The following is a 26,329-nucleotide window of genomic DNA, read 5'->3' as shown; positions in this document are numbered from 1 at the left end:
GAAAGTTCATGCCCGGCAAGGGTTTTCACCTGAACACGCCGGATCTGCGCAAGACCGGGTCCGATCTGAACACCTTTTCCGATCGGCTCAGCGGGCACAGCTCCCGGCTGGAAACCTTGCACACCAAGGTGTCGAGCAACACGCGCAAGGACAAGAGCGGCCTCGGCTCCCTGATCGGCAAGTTCACCGACAAGGCCGGTGGGGTGTTCAAGAAGTTCCTCGGGGAAAGCTCGCGGGTCACCGGCCAGTCCGGGAAGAACCTGCACAAGGGCGCGGACGCGATGGACAAGACCGAGCAGGACCACGTCGCCTCGATCAAGAAGCTGCACTCGGACACCAAGGTCCCGTCGAAGCTGGAGACCATCGAGGAGGGCAAGGCCGTCCGCTTCGACGACTCCGCGAAGAAGCACGACGGCGGCAGCACGTACAAGCCCCCGAAGGTCAATACGGCGACGAACCCGGCGAAGACCGGCGACGGCACCCATCATCTGGCGGGCGACCCGCAGACCGGGACACATCCGCTCAAGACCGGGCTCGACGAGAACGACACCCCGAACATGACCAAGGTGTCCCACCAGCAGGGCCAGGACATCGGCGCGGGCTTCTCCAACAAGACCCGGCCCGGGATGGCCAGCTCCCTGCAGACCGGCGACACGACCACCGCACACAGCAGCATGAAGGGCGGCACCCCCAACCGTCACCCGCTCGTGCAGAACCTGCTCGACGAACTCGCCACACGCGACGACCAGGGCAACGTGCACGAGACCGGCGTCGGCCCGGCGGGCAAGGGGCACGGCCAGTGCGCGGAGGTCGGGGCCATTTCCGACTACCTGCACAAGGTCGATCCGAACGGCACGTGGAGCGTGCAGGACGCGCGGAACCACTTCGAACAGGTCGGGGGCGCGACGGTGGCGCATCAGCCGTCCAGCAAGAAGAACCCGGACCCGGTGGAGACGCCGCCGTGCGTCAGCTGCAGCTACATGACCCATAAACTCGGGATCAACGCGATGTCCCCGCAGACGGTGCACAACCCCGAGACCGGCAAGGACGACCTGATGCATTTCCCGTGGGACAACCGGAGCGAGACTCCCGGGAAGATCAACGTCGTCTAGCTCATTCGCGCCGGAAGTGCGCGAGGAGGATTTCGAGCCGGCTCCCGTGCGCGTGGCGGGGGAGCCGGCCGGCCCGGGTGAGCACGACGAGCCCGTGCAGCGCGGCCCAGAAGGTTTCGGCCAGCAGGCCTGGCTCGTCGTCGGCCGCGTGCGGCCGGACGGTCTCCACCAGTTCGGCGAAGCCCGCGCGCAGGGCGGCCGGTGCCTCGTCGGGCGCGAACGGTAGCCCGACCGCCCGGCTGAACATGGCGTCGTACAAGGCGGGATGGTCGTCGGCGAACTTCGTGTAGGCGGCGCTCGTCGCCCCGAGCGCCTGGCGGGGGCAGGCGGCGCAACGGGCCGCGTGCAGTTGTGCGGCCAGCTCGGCGAAGCCGTCCAACGCGACCGCGGCCACGATGGCGTTTTTGTCCTTGAAGTGGCGGTAGAGCACCGGCTGGCTGTACTCGACCTGCTCGGCCAGCCTGCGTGTCGTCACTGCGTCCCAGCCGTCGGTTTCGGCCAGTTCCCTGGCAGCGGCGACGATCAGCCGCTCCCGTCTCCCGAGTTCGCGCTCCCGGCGCTCCTGGATCGACATGCCATCAGTCTAGCGACGCTAGATACTCTTTCGGTGATCTGTTACAGTTGCTCCTGTTCCTAGCGACGCTAGAAGGAGTGCATATGATCACCACCGTTGCCTACGTCCTCGCCATTCTGCTGAACCTGCTGATCCTGTTCATCGGCGCGCGTTTCCTCGCCGTGCCGCGGGCGGCGGCCAGTGGGTACGGCGTGCCGGCGAAGGAGAACGGCGACCGTGCGTACCTGTTGATCAAGGGTCTGCGGGACGGCACTTACGGCCTGGTCGGCCTGGCGTTGCTCGCGTTCGCCGGCACCCAGGCCGAGGCCTGGTTCATGATCGTGGTCGCGCTCCTGCCGCTGGGCGACACCGTGATCGTGCTGCGCAACGGGGGCACGAAGGCGGTCGCGTTCGGCATCCACTTCGCGACCGCCGTGACGATCATCGTCTGCGCCGTACTGCTGTTCCTGGCCTGATGTCTCGGCCTGTCGTCGCCTGGTCGGCGCAGGGCCTCGCGTAGGCGGTCAGGTCGCCGGTGCTGGTGGCGAGCAGGAAACGTTCGGTGGTCTGGCGGTGTTCGGCCGCGGTCGGCCGGTGGCGCGGCCGGCCGGCGCGGATCCGCTGCCGGGCCCGGTACGCCAGCTGCCGGACGGCCCGCTCGGTGCGGCCGACGACCGGGGCGATCTCGGCGTGCGAGAAGGCGAACACCTCGTGCAGCAGGAAAACCGTTCGCTCCACCGGGTCGAGGGTTTCCAGCAGCACGTGCAGCGCCGTCGACACCACCTCGGTTGCTTCCGCGTCGCCCGTCACCGTGGCGCCGGGCACGGAGATGTCGTCCTCGCGGCGTGCCCGGGTCCGGCGGAGCTGGTCGATGGCCTGGTGGGTGACCAGCCGGTGCAGATACGCCTTGGGGTTCTCGACCGTGCTGGTGTCCGCCTGGTGCCAGCGCAGCCAGGCGTCCTGCAGGACATCCTCGGCGTCGGCATGGTGGCCGAGGATCCGGCGGGCGAGCGCGAGCAGCGACGCCCGGTGTCGTTCGAACTCGTTCATGATGTCCTCTGGGACGATCCGGATCGCCTGGGCGTCACACGCGTGACGCCGGACCCACCGCGATCCGTCATCCCAGTATGACAACCACGAGCCGAGATCTGGTGCTGGCCGCGGTCGCCCGGTTCTCCGCCGGTGACCTCGACGCCTTCCTGGACCTGCTGCACGAAGACTTCGTCTCCCACAATCCCGGAGTCCGCGGCGCCGGGCGCGCCGCCTTCGGCGAGTACCTGCGTGCCAGTGACTGGCTGCGCACCAGCAAAGTCGCCGTCAAACGGGTCCTCGCCGACGCCGATCACGTGGCCGTGCACACACGCATCGACACCGGGCGGGGAGGCGGGCTGGCCACGGTGGACGTGTTCCGCGTCCGCGACGGGCGCATCGCCGAGCACTGGGACGTGGTCCAGGAAATCCCGGAAAAACCGCTCAACCCCAACGCGTTCTTCTGACCATCAGTCCTCGTCGAGCACCTCGCGCAGCTTGCGGGAGAAGGCCTCCGGCTGTCCGGCATAACCGTGCTCGCCGCCGAGGAAACCGCCGTGGTGGCTGGGGAAAACGGTCGCTTGCCGCCCGAGCAGCCCGGCGAGGGCGACCGACGTGCGGCCGGTGAAAAGGCCTTCGGACTCCTCGCCCACGGCGATCACGACACGGGTCGGCGCGGTTTTCAGTGCGTCGATGTCGGGCTCGTAGTCGCTGACCGCCCAGGAAAGTTCGGACAGCAGCGGGTCGTCGCGCGAACCGTCGTCCTCGGTGGGCAGGCCGAACTGCACGGGATCGGGCCGCGGCCGGGCGAAGTACTCGTCCGTGAACTCGCCCGGCCACGACGTCATCGCGATGAACGCGGCCATCCCGGCACCGGATCCCTTGGCCTCGTAGGCATCCCGGCATCCGGCGCGGGCGCGCGCGGCCGCCGCGGCGTCGGTGACGACGGGGATGACCGGCGGTTCGTGCGCCACCAGGGTGCGCACGTCGTCCGGGTACGCGGCGACGAGCGCGAGCGCGGTGACGGCGCCGCCGCTGCTGCCGAACAAGTCGACCGGGCCGGCGCCGAGCGCCTCGATCAGCGCGTGCACGTCGCCGGCCTGCACGGCGGGCACGTGGTCGGTCCGGCCGTCCTTGCGCACGCTCCGGCCGAGCCCGCGCGGGTCGTAGGTGCCACCGTGCGGTCGGGGAAGTACGAAGCCAGTGTGGCGAAACCGGCCGCCTCCATGGGCTGGCCGATCATCAGCAGCGGCGGGCGCCCGTCCGCGGTGGGCAACGGGCCGTGCACGTCATACGCGATCTCCGCCCCCGGGGTCTGCAAAATCTGCGTCATACCGATGCAGACCCGCGCCGGGGCGGAAAGTCATCGGACGCCGACCAGCATCATCAGCGTGTCGGCGAGCTCGTCCACCGACCGCCGCCGGGCGCGCTCGCCGAGGCCGGCGCACCACAGCGGCGCCTGGCTCATCGCGGCGTGCATGCACTGCAGCACCGTGGCGACACTGGTCACGGTGAACTCGCCGGACGCCGCGCCCTCCTCGACGAGGGTGCGGAACAGCCTGTCGTGCTGCTGACGCAGCGCCTTGACGCGCTCGTACTGTGCCTTCGGCCACTCGTGCGGCACCAGGAACAGGCGCAGGGCGGCGGGATAGTCCCGCACCGCGATGGTCACGTGCTCGTGGATCAGCGCGCGCAACCGCTCCGTCGTGCTGCCGGGCAGATCGGCCAGCAGCGCTTCCAGGCGCGCCGTCCAGTCGCGGCCCAGCGTCTCGATCGCCGCGGTGGCCAGCTCGTCCTTGCTCGAAAAGTAGTAGTACAGCGAACCCTTGGTGACGTCGAGGCGTTCGGCCACGTCCTCCAGGCTCACCGCGTCGAACCCGCGCTCGCCGAACAGTTCGGCGGCCGTGGTGAGGATTTCCTGGATCCGCTTGCCGCGTTTGCGCTGAACCCGGGTGGACGTCTGCACCGCCTGTTCGGCAACCAATGCCGTTCCTCTCGTCGCGTACCGGACCCCAGCGTACCTTTTTGACTCTCGGGACAGCTATTGACTTGAGAGTCAAATTTTGTCACCGTAGTCGGCAACCCGTTCGACGAAGGAGACGACCGTGGGCACGCAGCAGTACGAGGACATCCGCCACGAGGTCGAGGGCCCGGCGGCGGTCATCACGATCAACCGGCCGGAGCGCTACAACGCCTTCCGCGGCAAGACGGTCGAGGAACTGATCAAGGCCTTCCGTGCCGCCTGGGCCGACCAGCAGGTGCAGGCCGTGATCCTCACCGGCGCGGGTGAGAAGGCGTTCTGCACCGGCGGCGACGTGAAGCAGCGTGCCGAGACCGGCGACTACGGGCCGACCGAGAGCGGCATGTTCGAGATCGGCTACCTGCACAAGCTCATCCGCGACATTCCCAAGCCGGTGATCGCCGCGGTCAACGGGATCGCCGTCGGCGGCGGGCACGTGCTGCACGTGCTCTGCGACGTGACGATCGCCAGCGAGACGGCGCGGTTCGGTCAGGCGGGGCCGAAGGTGGGCTCGTTCGACGCCGGTTTCGGCACCGCGTACCTCGCGCGCGTCGTGGGGGAGAAGAAGGCGCGCGAGATCTGGTTCTGGTGCCGGCAGTACGACGCGGCCGAGGCCGAGCGGATGGGGCTGGTCAACGTCGTCGTACCGCCGGGTGAACTGCTCAAGACCGCGAAGGCCTGGGCCGGCGAGGTCGCCGAGAAGAGCCCGACCGCGATCCGGTTCTGCAAGCAGTCCTTCAACGCCGACACCGACCATCAGGCCGGACTGTCCAATCTGGCCATGTCCGCGCTGGACCTGTTCACCGCGTCGCCCGAGGGCCTGGAAGGCGCGGCGGCGTTCGCCGAGAAACGCAAGCCCGACTTCAACTCCCGCGTGAACTGGCACTGATCATGGATTTCACCCTGTCCGAAGAAGAGCGCGCCTACCGCGACGAACTGCGGCGGTTCACCACGAAAGTTCTTGCGCCGCACTACCAATCCGACGACAAGGCGGCCAAGCTGCGCCCGGAGCTGGTCGCGGACCTGGCCGGCATGGGGCTGCTGGGGTTGCGCATCCCCGAACGCCACGGTGGCCAGGAGGCCAGCTCGGTCATCGCCGGGATGGCGGCCGAGGAGGTCGCGCACGGCGACTTCAACGCGGCGTACCTCATCATCGTCAGCGCGCTGGTCAGCGACATCCTCACCCGCAACGCGACCGGGCAGCAGCAGGCGGCCTGGCTGCCGCCGATCGCGTCCGGCGAGGTCGTGCCCGCGTTCTGCATCACTGAACCCGAGCACGGCACCGACGCCGCGAAGCTGGAAATGCGGGCCGAGCCCGACGGTGACGGCTGGCGGCTCACGGGGGAGAAAACCTCGATCACTCTGGGTATGTCGGCACATTCCGCGCTGGTGCTCGCGCGCACCGGCGGGCCCGGGGCCCGTGGGGTAAGCGCTTTCTGGGTCGAGCTCGACGAACGTTACGTGTCGCGCGCGGCGTTCGACGATCTCGGCAGCCGGGCCATCGGCCGCGCGTCCCTTCATTTCGACGGTCTGCCCGTGCCAAGGGAAGCGCTCGTCGGCGCCGAGGGCGCTGGGTTCGTGTCGGTGATGCAGGGGTTCGACTACTCCCGCGCCATCATCGGGCTCGCCTGCCTTGGCGCGGCACAGGTTTCGCTCGCCGAAGCGCTGCAGTGGGCCCGCGACCGGCAGGCATTCGGCAGCCCGATCGGCAAGTTCCAGGGCGTGGCCTTCCCGCTCGCCGAGTACGCCACCTACCTGCGCGGTGCGCGGCACGTCTGCTACGAAGCCTTGTGGCGCAAGGACAACGGTATCGAGCACAGCACCGAGGCCGCGATGGCCAAGTTCTGGGCGCCGAAGCTCGCCGCCGAGGCCATCCACCAATGCCTGCTCACGTTCGGCCACCTCGCCTATTCCTCGGAGAGCCCGATCGCGCAGCGGCTGCGTGACGTCATCGGCCTGGAGATCGGCGACGGCACGGCGCAGGTCTCGAAGCTCGTCATCTCGCGGAACCTGCTGGGCCGCACCTACGCACCGTGAAGGGAAGATCCATGGGCAAACTGCAGGACAAGATCACCATCGTCACCGGCGCAGGGCAGGGCATCGGCCGCGGTATCGCGGAGAAGCTCGCCGCCGAGGGCGCGACCGTGATGGTCACCGACATCAACGAAACGACCGCGAAGGAGACCGCGGCCGCCATCGGTGGCGTCGGCATCCGCACCGACGTGACCTCCCTCGACTCCGTCAACGCGATGATCGAGCAGGTGCACGGCCGGTTCGGCCGGATCGACGCGCTGGTCAACAACGCCGGCTGGGACAAGGCGGGCCCGTTCGTGGACTCCGACCCCGCCGACTGGGACCGCGTCGTGCAGATCAACCTCTACGGCGTGCTCAACACCTGCAAGGCGGTGCTGCCGATCCTGGCCGCGCAGGGCCACGGCTCGGTGGTCAACATCGCCTCCGACGCGGGCCGGGTCGGCTCGTCCGGCGAGGCCGTGTACTCGGCGGCCAAGGGCGGGGTCATCGCCTTCACCAAGTCGGTCGCACGCGAGCTGGCACGCAGCCAGGTCAACGTGAACGCCGTCTGCCCCGGCCCCGCCGACACGGCGCTGTTCGCGTCGATCGGTGGCGACAACCCGAAACTGCGGGAGGCGCTGACCAAGGCGATCCCGTTCCGTCGGCTCGCGCAGCCGAGCGACCTCGCCAACGTGGTCGCCTTCCTCGCCTCGGACGAGGCCGACTATGTCACCGGCCAGACCGTCAGCGTCAGCGGCGGCCTCACCATGAGCTGACCCGGAGACCATCCATGTCCTTCGCGACGATCCTCAGCGACGAGCAGATCGAAGCCCACACCCGAGCCGGGTACTGGGTGGGCCGCACCATCACCGACCACCTCGACGAGGTGGCGGCCGCGACCCCGGACAAGACCGCGTTCACCGACTCGCGGCGCAGCGTCACCTACGCCCAGCTGAAACACGAGGTCGACCGCTGCGCGCTCGGCTTCCTGGAACTGGGCGTGCGGCCCGGCGACGTGGTGTCGTTCCAGCTGCCCAACTGGATCGAATGGGTCGTGGTGCACTACGCGGCCAGCCGGATCGGCGCCGTCAGCAACCCGCTGATCCCGATCTACCGGGAGCGCGAGGTCGGTTTCATGGTGAGGCTGGCGAAATCGAAGGTTCTCGTCGTGCCGCGTGAGTTCCGCGGGTTCGACTACCCGGCGATGGTCGAGCGCGTCCGTCCACAATGGCCGGACCTGGCACACGTGCTCGCGGTCGGCTCCAGCTGGGACGAGTTCGCCGCCACGCCGTGGGAAGAGCGGCGCGACGTAAGTGAGCTGGACGCGTTGCGGCCCGACCCGAACGACGTCACGCTGCTGATCTTCACCTCGGGTACCACCGGCGAGCCCAAGGGCGTGATGCACACGCACAACACCGCCATCGCGGCCAACAACCCGTTGCCGCAGCGGCTGGGCATCACCGCGGACAGCGTTTTCCACATGGCCTCGACGCTGGCGCACCTCACCGGGTTCCTTTATGGTGCAAGGCTTTCCGTGCAGAACGGGGCCACCTGCGTGCTGCAGGACGTGTGGGACGCGCGAAGGTTCGTCGAGCTGGTCGCCGAGCACGGCATCACCTACACCTCGGCGGCCACGCCGTTCCTGCACGACCTGCTGTCCGCGCCGAACCTCGCCGAGCACGACCTGTCGTCCCTGCAACGGTTCTGCTGCATGGGCGCGCCGATCCCGCGCGCGCTGGTACGTCAGGCGCGGCGGAAGCTGCCCGGTCTGGTGGTGCTCGGTGGCTGGGGCCAGAGCGAGGACGCGCTCGTGACGCTCGGCATCCCCGGCGACCCCGACGAGAAACTCATCGACACCGACGGTTTTCCCTGGCCCGGTATGCGAATCCGCGTCGTCGACGCGGACGGGGCGGAGCTGCCGCCGGACACCGAAGGCAGGCTGCAGGTCGCCGGGCCGTTCCTGTTCGTCGGCTACGCCGAACGGCTCGACCTGACCCGGGAGAGCTTCACCGGCGAGTGGTTCGACACCGGCGACATCGCCACCATCGACGCCGACGGGTACCTGCGGATCGCGGGGCGCACCAAGGACGTCATCATCCGCGGCGGCGAGAACATCCCCGTCGCCTACGTGGAGAACGTGCTCTACGAACATCCCGACATCGACGCCGTGGCGGTGGTCGCGATCCCCGATCCACGGTTGCAGGAACGCGCGTGCGCGTGCGTGGTGCTCAAACCGGGCGCGTCCGAGCTGACCTTCGAGAAGCTGCGGGCTTTCCTGGCGGAGAAGGGTGTCGCGAAGCAGTACTGGCCGGAACGGCTGGAAGTGCTCGCCGAACTGCCACGCACCGCCAGCGGCAAGATCCAGAAGTTCCAGCTGCGGGCCGAGATCGGTGGGCAGGGATGACCTTGCTCGGAAACAGGTGTCTGCGAGCGGATCGGCCGCGGCCCGTATCCGCCTACTTTCGATCGGATTGCCAACCATGGACCTGACCTTCACCGACGACCAGCAGAAGTTCCGCGAGTACGCCCGCGACTTCCTGGACAACGAAGTCGTCGCGCACCGCGCCGCCTGGGACCGTGCCGAGTCCGTGGACACCGCGGTCATCCCCAAACTCGGCGAAATGGGCTTCTTCGGCCTCACCATTCCTGTGGAATACGGCGGGCTCGGCGGCGACTACATCACCTACTGCATCGGCATGGAGGAGCTCGGCCGCGCCGACTCGGCCGTGCGGGGCATCGTGTCGGTGTCGATGGGGCTGGTGGGCAAGGTGATCCTGTCGCACGGCACCGAGGAACAGAAGAAGCAGTGGCTGCCGGGCATCGCCACCGGCGAGGTGCTGGGCTGTTTCGGCCTCACCGAGCCGGACACCGGATCGGACGCGGGCAACCTCAAGACCCGCGCCGTGCGCCATGGCGAGGACTATGTCCTCAATGGACAGAAGATGTTCATCACCAACGCCACCTGGGCCGATGTGTGCCTGGTGTTCGCCAGGACCGGCGAGCCGGGGCCCAAGGGTGTGTCGGCGTTCCTGGTGCCGACGGGCACGCCGGGTTTCGAGACCCGCGAGATCAAGGGCAAGCTCGGACTGCGCGGGCAGGCCACCGGCGAGATCTACCTGACCGACGTCCGCGTGCCGGCCTCCGCGCGGCTCGGCGAAGAGGGCCAGGGCTTCTCGATCGCGATGCACTCGCTCGACAAGGGCCGCGTTTCGGTCGGTGCCGGGTGTGCCGGAATCATCCTCGGCTGCCTGGAAACCGTGCGCGACTACGCGACGCAACGGCGGCAGTTCGGCCGTCCGCTCGCGTCGTTCCAGCTGATCCAGGACATGATCGCGGACATCTCGGTCGAACTCGACGCGGCCAGGCTGCTGGTGTACCGGGCGGCGAGCCTGATCGAGAAGGGCGAACCGTTCGGTGTCGCGGCGTCGAAGGCCAAGTACTACGCCAGCGAGGCCGCGGTGCGCGCCGCGAACAATGCGATCCAGATTTTCGGCGGTTACGGTTACATCGACGAGTATCCGGTGCAGAAGTACATGCGCGACGCGCGGGTGATGACGTTGTACGAAGGCACAAGCCAGATCCAGAAGCTGCTCATCGGCCGGGCCGAGACCGGCATCAGCGCATTTCTGTAGGAGAGGAAGACCCATGGACACCCCGCTGGGCCTGTTCGGCACCGAGGACCTGATCGGCGAGGACGAGAAGGTCATCCGGGACACGGTGCGCGAGTTCACGGCCGACCGCATCCGCCCGCACCTGGCCGAGTGGTTCGAGACGGCGTCGATCCCGGCCAGGGAGCTCGCGCGCGAGCTGGGCAAGATCGGCGTGCTCGGCATGCACCTGGAGGGTTACGGTTGCGCCGGCACCAGCGCCACCGCCTACGGCCTGGCGTGCCTGGAGCTGGAAGCGGCCGATTCCGGCCTGCGCAGCCTGGTCTCCGTGCAGGGCTCGCTGGCCATGTTCGCCATCTGGCGCTGGGGCTCCGAAGAGCAGAAGCAGGAGTGGCTGCCCCGGATGGCCGCCGGTGAGGCCATCGGCTGTTTCGGCCTCACCGAACCGGACTTCGGCTCGAACCCGGGTGACATGCGCACCAGCGCCCGGCGCGACGGCGAAGACTGGGTGCTCAACGGCACGAAGATGTGGATCACCAACGGATCCGTCGCCGACGTCGCCGTCGTCTGGGCCCAGACCGACGACAAGATCCGCGGCTTCGTCGTGCCCACCACCACGCCCGGGTTCTCGGCCCCGGAGATCAAGCGGAAGCTGTCGCTGCGCGCGTCGGTCACCAGTGAACTGGTGCTCGACAACGTGCGCCTGCCCGCTTCGGCGATGCTGCCCGGGGCCCGTGGCCTGTCCGGGCCGTTGTCCTGCCTGAACGAAGCCCGCTACGGCATCGTGTTCGGCGCGCTGGGCGCGGCGCGGGACTGCCTGGAGACAGCGATCGCGTACACGCAACAGCGTGACATTTTCGGCAAACCGCTGGCGGCGTACCAGGCCACCCAGCTCAAGCTCGCCGACATGACGCTCGAGCTGGGCAAAGGGATGTTGCTGGCGCTGCACCTCGGCCGGCTCAAGGACGAGGGCAGGATCCGGCCCGAGCAGGTCAGCCTCGGCAAGCTGAACAACGTCCGCGAGGCGCTGGCCATCGCGCGGGAATGCCGGACCCTGCTGGGCGCCAACGGGATCAGCCTCGAATACCCGGTGCTGCGGCACGCCAACAACCTCGAATCGGTGCTCACCTACGAGGGCACCTCCGAGGTGCACCAGCTGGTGATCGGCCAGGCGCTCACCGGCCAGTCCGCCTTCCGCTGAGCCGGTGCGGGCCGTTTGCCGCAGCCATCGCCGCGCTGTGCCGACGCTCGGCGAACGCCGTCTCGTCGGCGTACACCTCGGAAACGGCGCCTGGATCGATGTGCGACTCACGCGGGGCGACGACGGCTTCCTGTGCCGGTGCGATGGACGGAATCCGTTGGGACATCAGGATGTCTGGTGACGAACGATCCGGTCGGGGGCATGACCGATGCGGTTTGCCGCTCGACGCCCGCGATCGGCGGCAGGTCGACCTTTCGTCCGCGTCGTGGCAGCCGGGCGTCTCGTCGATCTGGTCAACGACGGCGGCGCCGATGGTGCCGCGGTAGAGCGCCGGCATCGGGCTCGTGAACAGAACAAGATCCCCGGCCTTCGTCACCCATCTCGTCCGGGCGGCCGCCGAAATCGAGTCCCCGGTGAGCACGCGGGCAGCGAGCACCACAAGGAGTCTTCGCACTCACCCAGGATCGACGACGGGACCTGGGCGTTACGTGTGGTTGCTGCCGACGGCGGATTGCGTCCGGGTGGTCCGGTCGGGGAAACTTGCCGGATCGATCCCTGGCGTCTGGGTAGGTTCTCGGTGGGTGTCTTTTCGTCGGTCCGGTGGCTTCCGCTGATTTGCGCGGTGGCCTTCGCGGGCCTCTGCGCGCGGAGAGCGATCACCGATCACAGTCCCGTTTCGTGGATCCTCGGGTCGGCCGGTGTCCTTTTGGGCCTCGCCGCCGCGCTGAGTACCCGCCGCGGCGTCGTGGTCGATGACGAAGGGGTGACTGTTCGCGAGCCCGGTCGTGCGAAGTACCTCTGGGACGACGTGGCCCGAATCTCCATCGAGTGTGCCGAGGCCGCGGCCCTCCCGGAGCTGACCAGCGTGCCCGTGCTCTACCTGCGGGAATCCGGTGCGGCGATCGAGTTGTCCGCGCTGGCTTTCTTCCGGATCCGCCGAGGCAGCCGGCCCCGGCGCGTGCGGCGGCTGGTGCGGACCGTCGAAGCGCGCTGCGCCCGGCATCTGTAGCCACCGGACATACGTCATCCGCCGAATGCCTGGCCCGCACGTGTCCCCCGTCACGATCAGTCCCGGTTTTTGGCGGAACCCCACAAACAGACGGCCTCAGGACGTGGCGTGCCCAACGAAGCGTTACCCGCCGGTATCCGACAGGCTGGAGCCGGGCGGGCGCCGCCCGGGCTGCGGGGGAGTCGCCGCTTTCGTGCCGTCGGATTTTTGTGAGGATCGGTCAGTGTTTCATCGGGTCGCGATAGTCAACCGGGGAGAGGCCGCCATGCGGCTGATCCACGCCGTCGGAGAGCTGAACGCGGAAGGCGGCGCGCGGATCGAGACCGTCGCCCTCTACACCGACGCCGACGCCGGTGCCACGTTCGTGCGTGAGGCGGATTCGAGCTACTGCCTCGGGCCCGCGTCCGCGCGTCCCTACCTGGACCTGGGCGTGCTCGAGCGCGCGCTGCTGGACACGAAGGCGGACGCCGCATGGGTCGGCTGGGGTTTCGTGGCCGAGGACCCGGCGTTCGCCGAGCTGTGCGAGAAGCTCGGCATCACCTTCGTCGGCCCGGGCCCGGACGCGATGCGCCGGCTCGGGGACAAGATCGGCGCGAAGCTGATCGCCGAAGAGGTCGGCGTGCCGGTCGCGCCGTGGAGCCGCGGTCCGGTCACCGGGCTGGACGAGGCGAAGCGCAAGGCCGCCGAGATCGGCTATCCGCTGATGCTCAAGGCGACCGCCGGTGGTGGCGGGCGCGGCATCCGCGTCGTGCGCTCCGACGAGGAGCTGGCCGACGCCTACGAGCGCACCAGCCTGGAGGCCGAGCGTGCCTTCGGCAGCGGCGTCGTCTTCCTGGAACGCCTGGTCACCGGCGCGCGGCACGTCGAGGTGCAGGTCATCGCCGACGGGCAGGGCACCGCTTGGGCGCTGGGTGTCCGTGACTGCTCGGTGCAGCGCCGCAACCAGAAGGTCATCGAAGAATCCGCTTCCCCGGTACTGGCGCCCGAGCAGGTCCGCGAGCTGAAGGCGTCGGCCGAGCGGCTCGCCGTCGCGGTGGACTACCGCGGCGCCTGCACCGTCGAATTCCTCTACCACCCTGGCGAGAAGCTGTTCGCGTTCCTCGAGGTCAACACGCGGCTGCAGGTGGAGCACCCGATCACCGAGGCCACCACCGACCTGGACCTGGTCAAGGCGCAGCTGCACGTGGCATCGGGCGGCAAGCTCGAAGGTGAGCCCCCGGCCGAGCTCGGGCACGCTGTCGAAGCGCGGCTCAACGCCGAAGACCCGGATCGTGATTTCGCCCCCGCGCCCGGCCACATCGAGCTGCTGGACCTGCCCGCGGGCCCGGGCATCCGGGTGGACACCGGGGTCAGCGAGGGCGACACCATCCCCGCCGACTTCGACTCGATGATCGCCAAGATCATCGCCTACGGCCGCACCCGCGACGAGGCACTGGCCCGGCTGCGCCGCGCGATGCGGCAGACCACCGTGATCATCGAGGGCGGCACCACCAACAAGAGCTTCATCCTCGACCTGCTCGACCAGCCCGAGGTGATCAGCGGCGCCGCGGACACCGGCTGGATCGACCGCGTGCGCGCCGAGGGCAGGCTGGTCTCCACCAAGCAGTCCGGCGTCGCGCTAGCGGCGGCCGCGATCGAGGCGTACGAGGACGAGGAGGAGGTCGAGCGCCAGCGCCTGCTCTCCACCGCGCACGGCGGCCGCCCCCAGGTCCAGCACGAGGTCGGCCGCGCGATCGAGCTGAAGCTGCGGGGCACGGGTTACCGTGTCACCGTCGCCCGTATCGGGCGGTCGCGCTTCCGCGTCGGCGTCGCCAGCGGCGAGCACGTGCACCCGGTGGACGTCGACATCGAGCGCTACGACGAGCACACCGGCCAGATCCTGGTGAACGGGCAGCGGCACCGGCTGGTGTCCGACACCCACGGCCCGATCCACCTCGTCGAGGTCGACGGCGTCACCCACCGCGTCAGCCGCGACGAGGGCGGCGTCGTGCGCTCGCCCGCGCCCGCGCTGGTGGTCGCCACCCCGCTGTCGGTCGGCGACGAGGTGGAGGCCGGGGCGCCGGTGCTGGTGCTGGAAAGCATGAAGATGGAGACCGTGCTGCGCGCCCCGTTCCGCGCCCGGCTCAAGGAAAGCGCCGTCTCGGTCGGCAGCCAGGTCGGCACCGGCGCGCCGCTGCTGCGCCTGGAGCCGGTGGGCGACGCGGCCGCCGAGGCCGCGAGCCAGGACGAGGGCGTGGACCTCGAACTGCCGCCGGAGCGCGAAGACGTCTCGCCCGCGGATCGTGCCGCGCGCGGCCTCGAAGACCTGCGCAGCATGTTGCTCGGCTTCGACGTCGACCCGGCCGAGGAAGGCCGCACGCTCAGGAACTACCTCGCCGCGCGCGCCGCGCTGCCGCGCCGTCCGATCGAGGAGGAGGTCGGGCTGCTGCGGGTCTTCGCGGACCTGTCGGAGCTCACCCGCAACCGGCCGGCGGGCGAGGAGACCAAGGCCGACACCCGGGTGCACAGCCCGCGCGAGTTCTTCCACACGTACCTGCAGAGCCTCGACGTCGAGCGCGCCGGGCTGTCGGAGACGTTCCAGAACCGGCTCGCGAAAGTCCTTGCGCACTACGGGATCGACAGCCTCGACCGCACCCCTGAGCTGGAGGACGCGGTCTTCCGGATTTTCCTTGCGCAGCAACGGGCTTCGGCCGACGTGACGGTCGCGACCACGCTGCTGCAGCGCTGGCTGGCCGAACCGCCGCCGGCCAACGGGCTGCGTGAGGTCGCCGGGCACGCGCTGGAGCACCTGATCCTGGCCACCCAGCTGCGCTTCCCGGTCGTGTCCGACCTCGCCCGCAGCGTGGTGTTCCGCTGGTTCGCGCAGCCGATGCTGCGGCGCAACCGCGCCGAGGTCTACACGAGGGTGCGCGGCCACCTGCGTTATCTCGACGCGCATCCGGACGCGGCGGATCGCGCCGAGCGGATCGCCGCGATGGTCGCCAGCCCCGAGCCGCTGGTGCGGCTCGTCGGCCAGCGCATCGGGCGCCCCGGGGTCGACCTCGGCCCGCTGCTGGAAGTGCTGTCGCGCCGGTACTATGCCAACCGCGGGTCCGCGGACGAGCGCTGTTCGACGATCGGCGGGCGCACGTTCTTCACCGCCGGGTTCGAGATCGACGGCGAGCGGTTCCAGCTCGCCGCGACGGCCGCCGATTTCAGCGAGCTGCCGGACGCGGTGCGCGCGGTCGCCGAAGCCGCGACGGGGCCCGAGGTCTCGGCCGATCTCTACCTGACCTGGCAGGACCAGCCCGAGGACGCCGGGGCGATGGCCACGCGGCTCGGTGACGTGCTCGCGTCGGTTCCATTGCCGCCGCAGGTGAAGCGGGTGACGACCACCGTCGCCGGCCGCAGCGGCGCGTCGATGCACCACCATTTCACGTTCCTGCGCACGGAAAACGGGTTCGGCGAGGACCGGCTGATCCGTGGCCTGCACCCGATGATCGCGCGGCGGCTGAACCTGGAGCGGCTGGCGGAGTTCGACCGCACCCGGCTGCCTTCCGCGGACGAGGACGTTTACCTCTTCCGTTGCGTGGCCCCGGAAAACCCGGCCGACGAGCGGCTGGTCGCGATGGCGCAGGTCCGTGACCTGACTCCGCTGCGGGACTCCGAGGGCCGCGTGGTCGCGCTGCCCGCGGTCGAAGGCGCGCTCGACGCGTGCCTCGACGCGATCCGCAAGTTCCAGGCGCAGCGCCCGGCGAAGAAACGCCTGGACGCCAACCGGGTCTTCATCTACGTCTGGCCGCCGAGCGAGCTGACGGTCGAGGACCTCAACGCCGTGGCCCAGCGCGTCGTGCCGACCACGGCGGGCGCGGGCCTGGAGGAGGTCACGTTCCTTGGCCGCCAGCGCGACCGGGAGACCGGGGAGCTGCGTGACCTCGCGGTGCGGATCTCCTACGACGTGGGTGCCGGGGTGCGGGTCGATCTCACCGACCCGCCGACGGAGCTGATCCAGCCGCTGGACGACTACGGCCAGAAGGTGCTGCGGGCCCGCCGCCGCGCCACCGTCTACCCGTACGAGCTGACCGGGATGCTCGCCGGCGACGGTGGCGGCTTCACCGAGTACGACCTGGACGACAAGGGCGCACTGGTGCCGGTCGACAGGCCGAAGGGGCTCAACAAAGCGTCCATTGTGGCCGGTGTGGTGACCACGCCGACCGAGCGTTACCCCGAGGGCGTCACGCGGGTCGCGCTGCTCGGCGACCCGACGCGGGCGCTGGGCGCGCTGGCCGAGCCGGAATGCGCGCGGATCATCGCGGCGCTGGATCTCGCCGAGCGGATGGCCGTGCCGGTCGAATGGTTCGCGCTGTCGGCGGGCGCGAAGATCGCCATGGACTCCGGCGTGGAGAACATGGACTGGATCGCCGCCGCGCTCAAGCGCATCGTCGAGTTCACCCAGGGCGGCGGCGAGATCAACATCGTCGTCGCGGGCATCAACGTCGGCGCGCAGCCGTACTGGAACGCCGAAGCCACGATGCTCATGCACACCAAGGGAATCCTCGTGATGACCCCGGATTCGGCGATGGTGCTGACCGGTAAGCAGTCGCTGGACTTCTCCGGTGGTGTCTCGGCGGAGGACAACTTCGGCATCGGCGGCTACGACCGCGTGATGGGCCCGAACGGGCAGGCGCAGTACTGGGCGCCGGACCTCGGCGCGGCCCGCAACGTGCTGATGTCCCACTACGACCACACCTACATCGCGCCGGGAGAGCCCGGGCCGCGCCGGGCCGCCACCAGCGACCCGGTCGACCGTGACGTCTCGGGCTACCCGCACGCGGTGGTGGGCACGGACTTCACCACGGTCGGCCAGATCTTCTCCCGCGAGACCAACCCGGACCGCAAGAAGCCGTTCGACATCCGGACGGTGATGCGGGCGCTGGCCGACCAGGACCACGCGATCCTGGAACGCTGGGCGGGGATGGCCGACGCGGAAACGGCGGTCGTGCAGGACGTGCACCTCGGCGGTTACCCGGTGTGCCTGCTGGGCATCGAGTCGCTTTCCGTGCCACGGCGCGGTTTCCCGCCCACCGACGGCCCGGACACCTACACCGCGGGCACTCTGTTCCCGCGCTCGTCGAAGAAGGCCGCGCGCGCGATCAACGCGGCGAGCGGGAACCGGCCGCTGGTGGTGCTGGCGAACCTGTCCGGGTTCGACGGTTCGCCGGAGTCGATGCGGAAACTGCAGCTGGAGTACGGCGCCGAGATCGGCAGGGCGATCGTGAACTTCCAGGGCCCGATCGTGTTCTGCGTGATCTCGCGGTACCACGGCGGTGCTTTCGTGGTGTTCTCCAAGACGCTCAACCCGAACATGACGGTGCTCGCCGTCGACGGTTCGTTCGCGTCGGTGATCGGTGGCGCGCCCGCGGCCGCGGTGGTCTTCGCCGCCGAAGTCAACGCGCGCACGGCGAAGGACTCACGGGTCGCCGACCTGACGGCGCGCCTCGGCGCGGCTGAGGGAGCGGAGCGGGCGGCGCTGTCCGCCCAGCTGGACGAGGCGCGATCCTCGGTGCGGGCGGAAAAACTGGGCGAGGTAGCGGCCGAGTTCGATGGCGTGCACAGTATCCAGCGCGCCGTCGAGGTCGGCGCCGTCGACGCGATCATCGCGCCGGAGGAGCTGCGCCCGCGCATCATCGCAGCGGTCGAGGCGGGTTTGCGCCGCGCGTGATCTCGGTGCCGGGCGCGGGCTGACTCCTCGCGCCCGGCACCACCGCGGCGCCCACACCTCGCCGGAGGGGCAGGCGCTGGGAAGGGGAGCCGGGTGTCATCCCGCATTCCCACCGAACCCGGTCTCGTTCCCATCAGGATCGGCGTACGTCGTTTTCCGCAGCCCGTTCTCCTAGGTCTCGCGCTTCGCCGGTGCCAGCCCACGTTCCGATGTCCCGCCCGGCCTGGCGTCGAAGGCGTCGACGAAAAGGGTGTGCCTCGCGTGGCCGGCGTGCCAAGTCGCGGACCGCAATTCCGGCGAACAGCTCGACGGTCAGTGCTCCGAACCGCTACACCACCTGCCGGCCGGGGGAGGCGCCTGGGCTATCCCTTCGCGGGCAGGGAACGGGCGTAGGTGAGCGCGCGCCCGGCCCAGTGTTCGAGGTGGCCGGGCGTGTGCAGGCTCTCGGGCGCCACCCGGAGCCAGCCGCGCATCTCGCGTCCGCGCATCACCGCCGGCTCGACGCTGTCTTCCCGTAGCAGGGCTTCGACGTCCTCGGGGTTCACCCGCACCAGCAGGCCACCCTGCCCGCTGACCGTGACTGCCATGTTGCCGTCGACGAGAAAGGCCAGGCCGCCGAACATGGCCCGTTCGGTGATGCCCTTCTCGCCGGAGAGCAACGCGCGGAGCCTGCCGGCGATTTCCTGGTCGTATGCCATGTGGGCAGTATCGGACATCGGGCGTGATCCGGGATCTGGTCCCGGCACCGTGACATACTTGCTTGTGCTTATCAACGAAACCGGCGCGGCCGTCGTGCGCCGAAGACGGTGGTTGCCGCTGGTGCCGTTGGCGCTGGCGGGGCTGGGGTGCTCGGCGTGGCTGGGCCTGAATTTCGACGTCCGGTATGGGTTCGGCGGCCTGCGGGCGGGCCCGGGCTCGCTCTACGGCGACTTCCAGCACCGGCCGCTGGCGTTCCGGGCGGTGACGTGGTTGCTGGATCTGGGGCCTTCGGTATTGACCCCGGGCGCGCGGTCGGGCGCGGCCGCCGAGGTGATCATCCGCGGCGAGGCACTTCTGCTGGTGACGGCGGCGTGCGTGCTGTTGTGGGCGGGGTTGCGCCGCTACCGCCCCGGCCGGCTGCCGGTGCTGGTGGCGGCCGGGATCTGGTGCGCGTTCGCGCTGGCCCCGAACTGGACTTTCCTGGAGCCCGACTGGGCGGGCGCGTTGTTCGCGGTGGCGGCGGCCGGGGCCGCGCTGTTACCGCGCCGCGCCTGGGTAGGCACGATTCTCGCCGCGTTGCTGGTGTTGCTGTGTGTGGCCACGAAGCTGACCACAGCCCCGTACGCGGTGATCGCGGGCGGCGTGGTGTGGCTGCTGGACCGCCGCCGCGCGTACCTGGTGGCCGGCTGGTCGGCCGGGCTGGTGGCGGTGTGGCTGGTGCTCACCTGGCTGTTCCTGCCGCTGGAGTGGCAGTGGATGGGGGACATGGCGGCGCTGGCCCCGAACACGCCCGTGAACACGCCGCCGGGTCGGCTGGACTGGCCGGGATTTGCCGAATCTGCGGGAAATCTGCTCGTGGTCTCGCCCGTCGTGCTGGTGATCCCGGCGGCGACCGCGGCGGTCGCGCGTTCGGTGGCGCGGCCGATCGTGGTCGTGTGCGCGGTGGTCGTGGCCGTGGTGCTGACAGCGGTACCGGTGCTCGCGCAGGGGGAGTATTACCTGTATCAGTGGGCGGCATTGCCGGTGCTCGCCGCGGGCTTGGGCGCGGCGGCGCTCGCGAAGGCCCCCGCGGCGGTGCTGGTCCCGGCGCTGGCCGGGGGCGTGCTGTCGATGTTCGCGCTGACGCGTTCGGTGGACTGGCGCGCGACGCATTTTCCCTTGCTGCTGACCGGATGTGTGCTCGCCGCCGTGCTGGGCTCGGGTTTCGCGTTCCTACCTGGCTTCCGGGCCGCGACGCCGCCGGCCGTCGTCGCGGCGGTGGTCGCGTTCGGCGCCGCGAACCTGCCGGCCGCGAGCTACAGCGTGACTGTGGGGCACGCGGGCGACACGAACCTTTCGCGCTATCAGGCGACTGCGGACATGCGCGGCCGGTTCGGCCAGTTGCGTGCCCGGCTCGGCCCGGACCTCACGATGCAGTACCTCGCATTCGGCGATGTGAGCTACCTGCTGGGCTATCCCACGGAGTGCCGTTACCCGTCGCCGGTGTGGTTACAGCGTTCCGCGGCACTGCACTATGTCCGGGATTTCGCCAGTTACGCCGACAATCTGTCCTGTTTGGACAGTGCGGAGGACTACCTGCTGATCGACCGCTCCTGGTTCGATCTGCCCGGCATGGCACCCGTGGTGAGCACTCGCGTCGACGAGCTGTACGACTGCGGCCAGGCCATCCACGTCACGGACTCGATCGACGTGTGTCCGCGTCGCGGCTGAGGGCCTCGGTCTCCTGGCGGCCCGCCGCCAGCGCGCGGAGGAGGAAGTCCTCGATCAGGGCCAGCTGTTCCTCGTCGTAGCCGGCGCAGACCTCGTCCATCGCCGAGTTCATCCCGCCGTAAAGGCGGTACAGCTCGACATTCCGGTCGCGCAGCGCCCGCACGACGACACCCCGCCGGTCCTCAGGGTCCCGTTCGCGCGCCACCCAGCCACCGCGTTCCAGCCGGTCGAGCACGCCCGTCGTGGTGGCCGGGTGCAGTCCGGTCGCGCGGGCGAGCACGGCCGGGCTGCACGAAGCCCGCCGGTTGACCGCGTCCAGGCAGGCGAGGTCGGCGTCTTTCAGGTCGAGATGGCCGCTGACCTGGCGGTTCAGCAAGGAAAGCTGGATGGCCAGCGCGCGCAGGGACTCCTTGACGGCGATCCGCAGCCGCCGTCTCCGCCGCGCGCCGGGCGAGGCTGTTGTCATGGCGCACCTTCCTGATTCGAGAAAGTATTGTTTCCATAAGATACGGTACTCATGTACTTTGAGTCTATGAACATCGCCCGTACCCGATCAGGCGCGTTGAATCGAACGGAGTTCTCATGACCACCAAGGACAAGGAACGCCCGGCGAAGGGCCGGGTGGACTTCACGATGATGTACGCGGCCCATGACGCCTTCCGGCGTGACCTCGCCGCGCTCGTTTCTGTTGCCAGTGCGGGCCGTGCGGCCGACGCGGCGGTGCGGGCGGGCTGGGCGACGTTCAAGAACCAGCTGCACATCCACCACACGGTGGAGGACACCGCGTTGTGGCCGCCCTTGCGCGACAAGGTGCACGGCCCGTACGAGGCCGCGATTCTGGACGCGATGGAAGCGGAACACGCACAGCTGGATCCCTTGCTGTCCAGTGTGGACAAGGCGATCGCGGCGGACGACCGGGCCGGTCTCGCCGACCGCGCCCAAGCGCTTTCCGATGCGCTGGGAGCACACATGGAACACGAGGAGGACGAGGCGCTGCCGCTGGTCGAGTTGCGTCTCGGCGTGCCGGGCTGGGCCGGGTTCCTCGATGCCATCCGCCGGCGGCAAGGGTTGCGCGGCGGCGCGGAATTCCTGCCATGGCTGCTCGACGGCGCGGGGCCGGAACTGCGCAGGCGCGTGCTGGCCGGGCTCCCCGCGCCTGCCCGGATCCTGTTCCGGCTGGCGTGGCGCCCCCGTTATGTCCGGACGGCGCGCTGGAGCGGGCGATGATCCTGGTGACAGGCGCCACCGGCCTGGTGGGCCGGCCGCTGGTGGAACGGCTGTGCGAAGCGGGAATCCCGGTACGGGCGGTCACCCGGGATCCGGAAAACGCCGGGCTGCCAAGGGAAGTGGAGCTGGCGGCCGGCGATCCGTCCTGGCCGGACACTCTGGCGCAAGCCCTCGAAGGCGCGGACGCCGTGTTCCTGAACCCGCGCGCCATCGGAACGCATGCGGACGAACTGCTGGCGCTGGTCAGGAAAAGCGGTGTGCGGCGGGTGGTGGCCATTTCGGCGCTCAACGTGGACTTCGAGCTGTCGCGCCAGCCCTCGCGGCTGACCGGTGAGTACAACAAGGAGGTCGAGGCGGCGGCGAGGGCGTCCGGGCTGGAGTGGGTGAGCCTTCGCCCCGGCACCTACATGGCCAACAGCATCGGGATGTGGGCCGGGCAGTTGCGCCGCGGAGACGTCGTGCGCGGGGCGTACGCGGCGGCGTCGTGGGCGCCGATCCACGAGGAGGACCTGGCCGAGGTCGGCGTGCGTGCGTTGTGCTCCGGCGAACTGCTGGGCACGAGCCCCGTGCTCACCGGGCCGCGATCGCTGACCCAGCAGGAGATGGTGGCCGCGATCGGCGCGGCGACGGGGCGGGCGCTCCGGTTCGAGGAGGTCGGCGCGGACGCGGTCGAGGCCGCGATGGCCAGGGCGGGGATGCCCGCCCGGATGGCCGCGGGATTCCTTGCCATGCAGGCGGAATCCTATGGGCAGGAGCGCTTGGTGACCGGGGAGGTCGAACGGATCCTCGGCCGTCCCGGGCTCACCTTCGCGGAATGGGCCGTCGATCACGTAATGGCTTTCCAGGGCTGAGCACGCCGCCGGCGGCTCTCGGAGTCCCGGACCGTTCACCGGACCGGGTGGACCCGGCCGGCGAACATGGTGTGAACTCGAGGGCACTCGCGGGCGCGGACCTGGGCGGATTCCGGATCCGGTGGCGGCCCCGGAGCCGGGACCGGCGACGCGCCGGAAACTCATTCTTGATTCATTCCAGAAAGTGGTGCAGACTCGCGGTGTGCCTACGACTACGGACTACGAGCGCATGCTGCGCAGGGCCGCGCTGCGCGTGACCCGGCCCCGGCTCGCCGTGCTGTCCGCGGTGCACGAGCACCCGCACGCCGACACCGCGTCGATTATCGGTGTGGTGCGTGCTGACCTCGGTGAGGTGTCCCATCAGGCCGTCTACGACGTCCTGAGCGCGCTGACCGCGGCAGGACTGGTGCGTCGTATCGAGCCAACGGGTTCCGTGGCGCGATACGAAGCACGGGTCGGGGACAACCACCATCACGTCGTGTGCCGGTCGTGCGGCGCGATCGCGGACGTGGACTGTGCGGTCGGCCCCGCGCCCTGCCTGACCGCGTCCGACGACCACGGCTTCGTCATCGACGAGGCCGAGGTCATCTACTGGGGCCTGTGCCCCGAATGCTCCACCGCCAGCAAATCCGATTCCCGGAAGGACTCCCGTGTCTGACAGCCCGAACGCCGAAGTAGGCGAACTCAATGTGGAGAGCGCGGGCGGGTGCCCGGTCCACACGGGGCGCATCGCGCACCCGACCGAGGGTGGCAGCAACCGTGACTGGTGGCCGAACCAGCTCAACCTGTCGATCCTCCGGAAGCACTCGACCGTGGCCAACCCCATGGACGAGGACTTCGACTACGCCAAGGAATTCCAGAGCCTGGACCTCGACGCCCTCGCCAGGGACGTCGACGAGGTGCTGACGACGTCGCAGGACTGGTGGCCTGCCGACTTCGGGCACTACGGCGGCCTGATGATCCGCATGGCGTGGCACAGCGCCGGCACCTACCGCGTGGACGACGGCCGCGGGGGTGCGGGCGCGGGTATGCAGCGGTTCGCGCCGCTGAACAGCTGGCCGGACAACGGGAACCTGGACAAGGCCCGCCGCCTGCTGTGGCCGGTCAAGAAGAAGTACGGCCGCAAGATCTCGTGGGCCGACCTGATGATCTTCGCCGGCAACCGCGCGCTGGAGACCATGGGCTTCAAGACCTTCGGCTTCGCCGGCGGCCGCGCGGACGTCTACGAGCCCGACCAGGACGTGTACTGGGGTCCCGAGCGCACCTGGCTCGGCGACGAGCGCTACTCCGGTGACCGCGAGCTGGAGGAGCCGCTCGCGGCCGTGCAGATGGGCCTCATCTACGTCAACCCGGAAGGCCCCAACGGCGTCCCGGACCCGCTCGCCGCGGCCCGCGACATCCGCGAGACCTTCGCCAGGATGGCGATGAACGACGAGGAGACCGTCGCGCTGATCGCGGGCGGGCACACCTTCGGCAAGACCCACGGCGCGGCCGACGCCGACGAGTTCGTCGGTGCGGAGCCCGAGGGCGCCCCGATCGAGCAGCAGGGCCTCGGCTGGAAGAACAGCTTCGGCAGCGGCAAGGGCCGCGACGCGATCACCAGTGGCCTCGAGGTCACCTGGACGGCCACGCCGACCCAATGGAGCAACGGTTTCTTCAAGAACCTGTTCGAGTACGAATGGGAGCTGACGAAGAGCCCGGCCGGTGCCAACCAGTGGGTGGCCAAGGACGCCGAGGCGATCATCCCCGGCCCCGAGGCCGGTGACCCGCCCCGCAAGCCGACCATGCTGACCACCGACCTCGCGCTCCGCGTGGACCCGGTGTACGAGCCGATTTCGCGGCGGTTCTACGAGAACCCGGACCAGTTCGCCGACGCGTTCGCCCGCGCCTGGTACAAGCTGACCCACCGCGACATGGGCCCGATCCAGCGCTACCTTGGCCCGCTGGTGCCGCAGGAGACGCTGATCTGGCAGGACCCGGTGCCCGCCGTCGACCACGAGCTGGTCGACGACGCCGACGTGGCCGACCTGAAGGCCAAGCTGCTCGACTCGGGCCTGACCGTGGCCCAGCTCGTCTCCACCGCGTGGGCGTCGGCCTCGACGTTCCGCATCGGCGACAAGCGGGGCGGCGCCAACGGCGCGCGGATCCGGCTGGAGCCGCAGCGCGGCTGGGAGGTCAACGAGCCCGACCAGCTCGCGCAGGTACTGCGCACGCTGGAAGGTGTCCAGGAGTCCTTCAACAGCGCCCAGACCGGGGGCAAGAAGATCTCGCTGGCCGACCTGATCGTGCTCGGCGGTGTCGCGGGTGTCGAGAAGGCCGCCAAGGACGCGGGCGTCGACATCAAGGTGCCGTTCACCCCGGGCCGCACCGACGCGACGGAGGAGCAGACCGACGCCGACTCGTTCGCTCCGCTGGAGCCGACCGTCGACGGATTCCGTAACTACCGTGGCAAGGCGCACCGGCTGCCCAGCGAGTACCTGCTGGTCGACCGCGCGAACCTGCTCAACCTGAGCGCGCCGGAGATGACCGTGCTCGTGGGCGGCCTGCGGGTGCTGGGCGCGAACTACCAGCAGTCCAAGGCGGGTGTGCTGACCGAGACGCCGGGCAAGCTGACCAACGACTTCTTCTCGAACCTGCTCGACATGGGCATCGAGTGGAAGTCCACGTCGGACGACGCGGAGACCTTCGAGGGCCGTGACCGCGCCACCGGCGAGGTCAAGTGGACCGGTACCCGCGCCGACCTCGTGTTCGGCTCGAACTCCGAACTGCGTGCCGTCGCGGAGGTCTACGCCGCCGACGACGCCAAGGAGAAGTTCGTGCGCGACTTCGTGGCCGCGTGGGACAAGGTCATGATGCTGGACCGGTACGATCTGGTCTGATTTTCGCCGCTCGACCAGGCCGGTCACCTTCGGGTGGCCGGCCTGGCCGCGTTTCCGGGGCGCGCTGCCGCACTGGGGCTAACGATTGATCCCGGTCAGGCGGGGGATCGTGGCGGTGCGGCCGGCCAGCAGCATCACCAGCGCCTCGATGGGTCCGGTGATCTCGGTGCCGGCGCCCGCGCTCCATTCCGCGTCGGTCGCGATGAGCCGGTGACCGGACCAGGTGCGGCGGGCGTGGAACGGGAAACCGAGGTCCCACAAGTGTTCCGCGGACGCCACCGCCGCCGCGACGGGCATCGGGTGGGGCCGGCCCAGCGCGATCGCGATGTCCTGCGCGTGCACGTGGACATCCATCAGCGCGTTGTCGAGGCTCTGGCTGGGGGCGAGCTTGCGGGAGCCTGCCGACTTCCGCAGGAGCGCGGTCAGCTCTTCCGGTGTGCCGGCCGCCGCGAGGGTCTTCGCCGTGGTGTACACCATGCGGTTGAAACTGCCCCGCGCTTTGATCATGGCCTTCACCAGTGCCGGCGTGGACAGGCGCTCGACCGAGGTGAGGTGTGCGGCCACGTCACGCACCGTCCAGCCCGCGCAGAGTGACGGCCCGGCCCATTCCTGTTCGGACAACTGCTCGAGCAGAGCGGCCGTGCGAGTACGTTCCGCGTCGATCGCTGCCCATTTTTCCTTGGGATCCATGGAGACCTCACCCGGATTTGGTACGAT

The 26,329-nt window shown here is 69.6% G+C and carries 23 protein-coding genes and 1 pseudogene; 16 read left to right on the top strand and 8 right to left on the bottom strand.

The annotated features are described in order from the left end of the window. The first annotated feature begins 8 nt into the window (after positions 1–8). Positions 9–1,112, top strand: coding sequence for a YwqJ-related putative deaminase (locus tag VHD82_RS35770; RefSeq protein WP_325713880.1), 1,104 nt, complete (start codon positions 9–11; stop codon positions 1,110–1,112). A 1-nt stretch (position 1,113) separates the two neighbouring features. Here the strand turns inward: VHD82_RS35770 and VHD82_RS35765 are convergent, their stop codons facing one another. Continuing rightward, entirely contained in the window at positions 1,114–1,686 is a 573-nt protein-coding gene (locus tag VHD82_RS35765; RefSeq protein WP_325713878.1) for a TetR/AcrR family transcriptional regulator, read from the bottom strand. An 83-nt stretch (positions 1,687–1,769) separates the two neighbouring features. Between VHD82_RS35765 and VHD82_RS35760 the strand changes: the two genes are divergently transcribed. Next, positions 1,770–2,141 carry a DUF4267 domain-containing protein gene (locus VHD82_RS35760; RefSeq protein ID WP_325713876.1) on the top strand — a complete coding sequence of 124 codons (372 nt, stop codon included), beginning with the start codon at positions 1,770–1,772 and terminating at the stop codon, positions 2,139–2,141. Here VHD82_RS35760 and VHD82_RS35755 read toward each other — a convergent pair. Continuing rightward, a complete protein-coding gene (locus tag VHD82_RS35755) occupies positions 2,107–2,715 on the bottom strand; it encodes a sigma-70 family RNA polymerase sigma factor (protein WP_325713874.1) in 609 nt (202 codons plus the stop codon). The genes VHD82_RS35760 and VHD82_RS35755 overlap by 35 nt on opposite strands. A gap of 77 nt (positions 2,716–2,792) precedes the next feature. On the opposite strand from VHD82_RS35755, the gene VHD82_RS35750 reads away from it, so the two are divergent. Continuing rightward, on the top strand, positions 2,793–3,161 hold the full coding sequence (locus tag VHD82_RS35750) for a nuclear transport factor 2 family protein (protein ID WP_325713872.1): 369 nt from the start codon (positions 2,793–2,795) through the stop codon (positions 3,159–3,161). Positions 3,162–3,164: 3 nt separating this feature from the next. On the opposite strand, the pseudogene VHD82_RS35745 reads toward VHD82_RS35750, so the two are convergent. Then, positions 3,165–4,027, bottom strand: a pseudogene (locus VHD82_RS35745) (alpha/beta fold hydrolase). A gap of 30 nt (positions 4,028–4,057) precedes the next feature. Then, the gene (locus VHD82_RS35740; protein ID WP_325713870.1) at positions 4,058–4,678 is read right to left on the bottom strand and encodes a TetR/AcrR family transcriptional regulator; all 621 of its coding nucleotides are present in this window, start codon (positions 4,676–4,678) and stop codon (positions 4,058–4,060) included. Positions 4,679–4,799: 121 nt separating this feature from the next. On the opposite strand from VHD82_RS35740, the gene VHD82_RS35735 reads away from it, so the two are divergent. The 6 genes from VHD82_RS35735 to VHD82_RS35710 all read left to right on the top strand — a co-directional run bounded on the left by VHD82_RS35735 (position 4,800) and on the right by VHD82_RS35710 (position 11,536). Continuing rightward, complete coding sequence (locus VHD82_RS35735) at positions 4,800–5,603, top strand: enoyl-CoA hydratase-related protein (protein WP_325713868.1); 804 nt, start codon at positions 4,800–4,802, stop codon at positions 5,601–5,603. A gap of 2 nt (positions 5,604–5,605) precedes the next feature. Continuing rightward, positions 5,606–6,751: an acyl-CoA dehydrogenase family protein gene (locus VHD82_RS35730; protein ID WP_325713867.1), complete on the top strand. Its 1,146-nt coding sequence runs from the start codon at positions 5,606–5,608 to the stop codon at positions 6,749–6,751. A gap of 11 nt (positions 6,752–6,762) precedes the next feature. After that, entirely contained in the window at positions 6,763–7,503 is a 741-nt protein-coding gene (locus VHD82_RS35725) for a 3-oxoacyl-ACP reductase family protein (RefSeq protein WP_325713864.1), read from the top strand. A gap of 14 nt (positions 7,504–7,517) precedes the next feature. Continuing rightward, entirely contained in the window at positions 7,518–9,131 is a 1,614-nt protein-coding gene (locus VHD82_RS35720) for an AMP-binding protein (protein ID WP_325713862.1), read from the top strand. A 76-nt stretch (positions 9,132–9,207) separates the two neighbouring features. Beyond that, positions 9,208–10,359, top strand: a complete 1,152-nt coding sequence (locus VHD82_RS35715) for an acyl-CoA dehydrogenase family protein (RefSeq protein WP_325714008.1) — start codon at positions 9,208–9,210, stop codon at positions 10,357–10,359. 13 nt (positions 10,360–10,372) lie between these two features. After that, positions 10,373–11,536: an acyl-CoA dehydrogenase family protein gene (locus tag VHD82_RS35710; RefSeq protein ID WP_325713860.1), complete on the top strand. Its 1,164-nt coding sequence runs from the start codon at positions 10,373–10,375 to the stop codon at positions 11,534–11,536. Here VHD82_RS35710 and VHD82_RS35705 read toward each other — a convergent pair. Further along, positions 11,511–11,912 carry a hypothetical protein gene (locus tag VHD82_RS35705; RefSeq protein ID WP_325713858.1) on the bottom strand — a complete coding sequence of 134 codons (402 nt, stop codon included), beginning with the start codon at positions 11,910–11,912 and terminating at the stop codon, positions 11,511–11,513. The genes VHD82_RS35710 and VHD82_RS35705 overlap by 26 nt on opposite strands. Positions 11,913–12,299: 387 nt before the next feature. On the opposite strand from VHD82_RS35705, the gene VHD82_RS35700 reads away from it, so the two are divergent. Together VHD82_RS35700 and VHD82_RS35695 are read left to right on the top strand one after the other, a co-directional pair. Next, positions 12,300–12,545 carry a hypothetical protein gene (locus VHD82_RS35700; protein WP_325713856.1) on the top strand — a complete coding sequence of 82 codons (246 nt, stop codon included), beginning with the start codon at positions 12,300–12,302 and terminating at the stop codon, positions 12,543–12,545. A gap of 223 nt (positions 12,546–12,768) precedes the next feature. Continuing rightward, positions 12,769–18,246, top strand: a complete 5,478-nt coding sequence (locus tag VHD82_RS35695; RefSeq protein ID WP_325713854.1) for a carboxyl transferase domain-containing protein — start codon at positions 12,769–12,771, stop codon at positions 18,244–18,246. 362 nt (positions 18,247–18,608) lie between these two features. Here the strand turns inward: VHD82_RS35695 and VHD82_RS35690 are convergent, their stop codons facing one another. Further along, positions 18,609–18,944: a TfoX/Sxy family protein gene (locus VHD82_RS35690; protein WP_325713852.1), complete on the bottom strand. Its 336-nt coding sequence runs from the start codon at positions 18,942–18,944 to the stop codon at positions 18,609–18,611. A gap of 49 nt (positions 18,945–18,993) precedes the next feature. Between VHD82_RS35690 and VHD82_RS35685 the strand changes: the two genes are divergently transcribed. Continuing rightward, a complete protein-coding gene (locus VHD82_RS35685; protein WP_325713850.1) occupies positions 18,994–20,655 on the top strand; it encodes a hypothetical protein in 1,662 nt (553 codons plus the stop codon). On the opposite strand, the gene VHD82_RS35680 is transcribed toward VHD82_RS35685, so the two are convergent. Then, entirely contained in the window at positions 20,618–21,121 is a 504-nt protein-coding gene (locus tag VHD82_RS35680) for a MarR family transcriptional regulator (RefSeq protein WP_325713848.1), read from the bottom strand. The genes VHD82_RS35685 and VHD82_RS35680 overlap by 38 nt on opposite strands. Positions 21,122–21,237: 116 nt before the next feature. Between VHD82_RS35680 and VHD82_RS35675 the strand changes: the two genes are divergently transcribed. The 4 genes from VHD82_RS35675 to katG all read left to right on the top strand — a co-directional run bounded on the left by VHD82_RS35675 (position 21,238) and on the right by katG (position 25,612). Beyond that, on the top strand, positions 21,238–21,882 hold the full coding sequence (locus VHD82_RS35675) for a hemerythrin domain-containing protein (protein WP_325713846.1): 645 nt from the start codon (positions 21,238–21,240) through the stop codon (positions 21,880–21,882). Continuing rightward, on the top strand, positions 21,879–22,733 hold the full coding sequence (locus VHD82_RS35670; RefSeq protein ID WP_325713844.1) for an SDR family oxidoreductase: 855 nt from the start codon (positions 21,879–21,881) through the stop codon (positions 22,731–22,733). Before VHD82_RS35675 ends, VHD82_RS35670 begins: the two co-directional genes overlap by 4 nt. A 202-nt stretch (positions 22,734–22,935) precedes the next feature. After that, positions 22,936–23,391: a Fur family transcriptional regulator gene (locus VHD82_RS35665; protein WP_325713842.1), complete on the top strand. Its 456-nt coding sequence runs from the start codon at positions 22,936–22,938 to the stop codon at positions 23,389–23,391. Next, positions 23,384–25,612, top strand: a complete 2,229-nt coding sequence (katG, locus tag VHD82_RS35660; protein ID WP_325713840.1) for a catalase/peroxidase HPI — start codon at positions 23,384–23,386, stop codon at positions 25,610–25,612. The genes VHD82_RS35665 and katG overlap by 8 nt, the downstream gene beginning before the upstream one ends. A gap of 78 nt (positions 25,613–25,690) precedes the next feature. Here the strand turns inward: katG and VHD82_RS35655 are convergent, their stop codons facing one another. After that, a complete protein-coding gene (locus VHD82_RS35655; RefSeq protein WP_325713838.1) occupies positions 25,691–26,302 on the bottom strand; it encodes a maleylpyruvate isomerase family mycothiol-dependent enzyme in 612 nt (203 codons plus the stop codon). Positions 26,303–26,329 lie beyond the last annotated feature (27 nt).

The organism is Amycolatopsis sp. (assembly GCF_035546795.1).
Classification (GTDB): Bacteria; Actinomycetota; Actinomycetes; order Mycobacteriales; family Pseudonocardiaceae; genus Amycolatopsis_E.
Note: the sequence above shows the minus strand (reverse complement) of the source record. Positions and strands in the feature narration are given on the sequence as shown.

Excerpts from the sequence above, each read along its gene's own strand:
- VHD82_RS35770 (WP_325713880.1), top strand. The coding sequence starts at position 9 with ATGCCCGGCAAGGGTTTTCACCTGAACACGCCGGATCTGCGCAAGACC.
- VHD82_RS35765 (WP_325713878.1), bottom strand. The coding sequence starts at position 1,686 with ATGTCGATCCAGGAGCGCCGGGAGCGCGAACTCGGGAGACGGGAGCGG.
- VHD82_RS35760 (WP_325713876.1), top strand. The coding sequence starts at position 1,770 with ATGATCACCACCGTTGCCTACGTCCTCGCCATTCTGCTGAACCTGCTG.
- VHD82_RS35755 (WP_325713874.1), bottom strand. The coding sequence starts at position 2,715 with ATGAACGAGTTCGAACGACACCGGGCGTCGCTGCTCGCGCTCGCCCGC.
- VHD82_RS35750 (WP_325713872.1), top strand. The coding sequence starts at position 2,793 with ATGACAACCACGAGCCGAGATCTGGTGCTGGCCGCGGTCGCCCGGTTC.
- VHD82_RS35730 (WP_325713867.1), top strand. The coding sequence starts at position 5,606 with ATGGATTTCACCCTGTCCGAAGAAGAGCGCGCCTACCGCGACGAACTG.
- VHD82_RS35725 (WP_325713864.1), top strand. The coding sequence starts at position 6,763 with ATGGGCAAACTGCAGGACAAGATCACCATCGTCACCGGCGCAGGGCAG.
- VHD82_RS35720 (WP_325713862.1), top strand. The coding sequence starts at position 7,518 with ATGTCCTTCGCGACGATCCTCAGCGACGAGCAGATCGAAGCCCACACC.
- VHD82_RS35715 (WP_325714008.1), top strand. The coding sequence starts at position 9,208 with ATGGACCTGACCTTCACCGACGACCAGCAGAAGTTCCGCGAGTACGCC.
- VHD82_RS35710 (WP_325713860.1), top strand. The coding sequence starts at position 10,373 with ATGGACACCCCGCTGGGCCTGTTCGGCACCGAGGACCTGATCGGCGAG.
- VHD82_RS35690 (WP_325713852.1), bottom strand. The coding sequence starts at position 18,944 with ATGGCATACGACCAGGAAATCGCCGGCAGGCTCCGCGCGTTGCTCTCC.
- VHD82_RS35680 (WP_325713848.1), bottom strand. The coding sequence starts at position 21,121 with ATGACAACAGCCTCGCCCGGCGCGCGGCGGAGACGGCGGCTGCGGATC.
- VHD82_RS35675 (WP_325713846.1), top strand. The coding sequence starts at position 21,238 with ATGACCACCAAGGACAAGGAACGCCCGGCGAAGGGCCGGGTGGACTTC.
- VHD82_RS35670 (WP_325713844.1), top strand. The coding sequence starts at position 21,879 with ATGATCCTGGTGACAGGCGCCACCGGCCTGGTGGGCCGGCCGCTGGTG.
- VHD82_RS35655 (WP_325713838.1), bottom strand. The coding sequence starts at position 26,302 with ATGGATCCCAAGGAAAAATGGGCAGCGATCGACGCGGAACGTACTCGC.